This is a genomic window from Bacillus sp. S71, assembly GCF_016625265.1.
Lineage (GTDB): Bacteria > Bacillota > Bacilli > Bacillales > Bacillaceae_G > Bacillus_A > Bacillus_A cereus.
The window spans coordinates 1-2939 of record NZ_JACVUW010000033.1; the positions used below are offsets into that span (position 1 = coordinate 1).

The window sequence follows — 2939 nt, forward strand, 5'->3', positions numbered from 1 at the left end:
TTTTAGTTTGGTTAAGTTAGAAAGGGCGCACGGTGGATGCCTTGACACTAGGAGTCGATGAAGGACGGGACTAACGCCGATATGCTTCGGGGAGCTGTAAGTAAGCTTTGATCCGAAGATTTCCGAATGGGGAAACCCACTATACGTAATGGTATGGTATCCTTACCTGAATACATAGGGTATGGAAGACAGACCCAGGGAACTGAAACATCTAAGTACCTGGAGGAAGAGAAAGCAAATGCGATTTCCTGAGTAGCGGCGAGCGAAACGGAACATAGCCCAAACCAAGAGGCTTGCCTCTTGGGGTTGTAGGACATTCTATACGGAGTTACAAAGGAACGAGGTAGACGAAGCGACCTGGAAAGGTCCGTCGTAGAGGGTAACAACCCCGTAGTCGAAACTTCGTTCTCTCTTGAATGTATCCTGAGTACGGCGGAACACGTGAAATTCCGTCGGAATCTGGGAGGACCATCTCCCAAGGCTAAATACTCCCTAGTGATCGATAGTGAACCAGTACCGTGAGGGAAAGGTGAAAAGCACCCCGGAAGGGGAGTGAAAGAGATCCTGAAACCGTGTGCCTACAAATAGTCAGAGCCCGTTAATGGGTGATGGCGTGCCTTTTGTAGAATGAACCGGCGAGTTACGATCCCGTGCAAGGTTAAGCTGAAGAGGCGGAGCCGCAGCGAAAGCGAGTCTGAATAGGGCGTTTAGTACGTGGTCGTAGACCCGAAACCAGGTGATCTACCCATGTCCAGGGTGAAGTTCAGGTAACACTGAATGGAGGCCCGAACCCACGCACGTTGAAAAGTGCGGGGATGAGGTGTGGGTAGCGGAGAAATTCCAATCGAACCTGGAGATAGCTGGTTCTCCCCGAAATAGCTTTAGGGCTAGCCTTAAGTGTAAGAGTCTTGGAGGTAGAGCACTGATTGAACTAGGGGTCCTCATCGGATTACCGAATTCAGTCAAACTCCGAATGCCAATGACTTATCCTTAGGAGTCAGACTGCGAGTGATAAGATCCGTAGTCAAGAGGGAAACAGCCCAGATCGCCAGCTAAGGTCCCAAAGTGTGTATTAAGTGGAAAAGGATGTGGAGTTGCTTAGACAACTAGGATGTTGGCTTAGAAGCAGCCACCATTTAAAGAGTGCGTAATAGCTCACTAGTCGAGTGACTCTGCGCCGAAAATGTACCGGGGCTAAATACACCACCGAAGCTGCGAATTGATACCAATGGTATCAGTGGTAGGGGAGCGTTCTAAGTGCAGTGAAGTCAGACCGGAAGGACTGGTGGAGCGCTTAGAAGTGAGAATGCCGGTATGAGTAGCGAAAGACGGGTGAGAATCCCGTCCACCGAATGCCTAAGGTTTCCTGAGGAAGGCTCGTCCGCTCAGGGTTAGTCAGGACCTAAGCCGAGGCCGACAGGCGTAGGCGATGGACAACAGGTTGATATTCCTGTACCACCTCTTTATCGTTTGAGCAATGGAGGGACGCAGAAGGATAGAAGAAGCGTGCGATTGGTTGTGCACGTCCAAGCAGTTAGGCTGATAAGTAGGCAAATCCGCTTATCGTGAAGGCTGAGCTGTGATGGGGAAGCTCCTTATGGAGCGAAGTCTTTGATTCCCCGCTGCCAAGAAAAGCTTCTAGCGAGATAAAAGGTGCCTGTACCGCAAACCGACACAGGTAGGCGAGGAGAGAATCCTAAGGTGTGCGAGAGAACTCTGGTTAAGGAACTCGGCAAAATGACCCCGTAACTTCGGGAGAAGGGGTGCTTTCTTAACGGAAAGCCGCAGTGAATAGGCCCAAGCGACTGTTTAGCAAAAACACAGCTCTCTGCGAAGCCGTAAGGCGAAGTATAGGGGGTGACACCTGCCCGGTGCTGGAAGGTTAAGGAGAGGGGTTAGCGTAAGCGAAGCTCTGAACTGAAGCCCCAGTAAACGGCGGCCGTAACTATAACGGTCCTAAGGTAGCGAAATTCCTTGTCGGGTAAGTTCCGACCCGCACGAAAGGTGTAACGATTTGGGCACTGTCTCAACCAGAGACTCGGTGAAATTATAGTACCTGTGAAGATGCAGGTTACCCGCGACAGGACGGAAAGACCCCGTGGAGCTTTACTGTAGCCTGATATTGAATTTTGGTACAGTTTGTACAGGATAGGCGGGAGCCATTGAAACCGGAGCGCTAGCTTCGGTGGAGGCGCTGGTGGGATACCGCCCTGACTGTATTGAAATTCTAACCTACGGGTCTTATCGACCCGGGAGACAGTGTCAGGTGGGCAGTTTGACTGGGGCGGTCGCCTCCTAAAGTGTAACGGAGGCGCCCAAAGGTTCCCTCAGAATGGTTGGAAATCATTCGTAGAGTGCAAAGGCATAAGGGAGCTTGACTGCGAGACCTACAAGTCGAGCAGGGACGAAAGTCGGGCTTAGTGATCCGGTGGTTCCGCATGGAAGGGCCATCGCTCAACGGATAAAAGCTACCCCGGGGATAACAGGCTTATCTCCCCCAAGAGTCCACATCGACGGGGAGGTTTGGCACCTCGATGTCGGCTCATCGCATCCTGGGGCTGTAGTCGGTCCCAAGGGTTGGGCTGTTCGCCCATTAAAGCGGTACGCGAGCTGGGTTCAGAACGTCGTGAGACAGTTCGGTCCCTATCCGTCGTGGGCGTAGGAAATTTGAGAGGAGCTGTCCTTAGTACGAGAGGACCGGGATGGACGCACCGCTGGTGTACCAGTTGTTCTGCCAAGGGCATAGCTGGGTAGCTATGTGCGGAAGGGATAAGTGCTGAAAGCATCTAAGCATGAAGCCCCCCTCAAGATGAGATTTCCCATAGCGTAAGCTAGTAAGATCCCTGAAAGATGATCAGGTTGATAGGTTCGAGGTGGAAGCATGGTGACATGTGGAGCTGACGAATACTAATAGATCGAGGACTTAACCATATAATATG

1 rRNA gene is annotated in these 2939 nt (G+C 51.6%); it reads left to right on the plus strand.

Annotation, left to right across the window (positions count from 1 at the left end):
* Positions 1-9 precede the first annotated feature (9 nt).
* Positions 10-2931 (plus strand): 23S ribosomal RNA (locus tag IBT51_RS26865).
* Positions 2932-2939 lie beyond the last annotated feature (8 nt).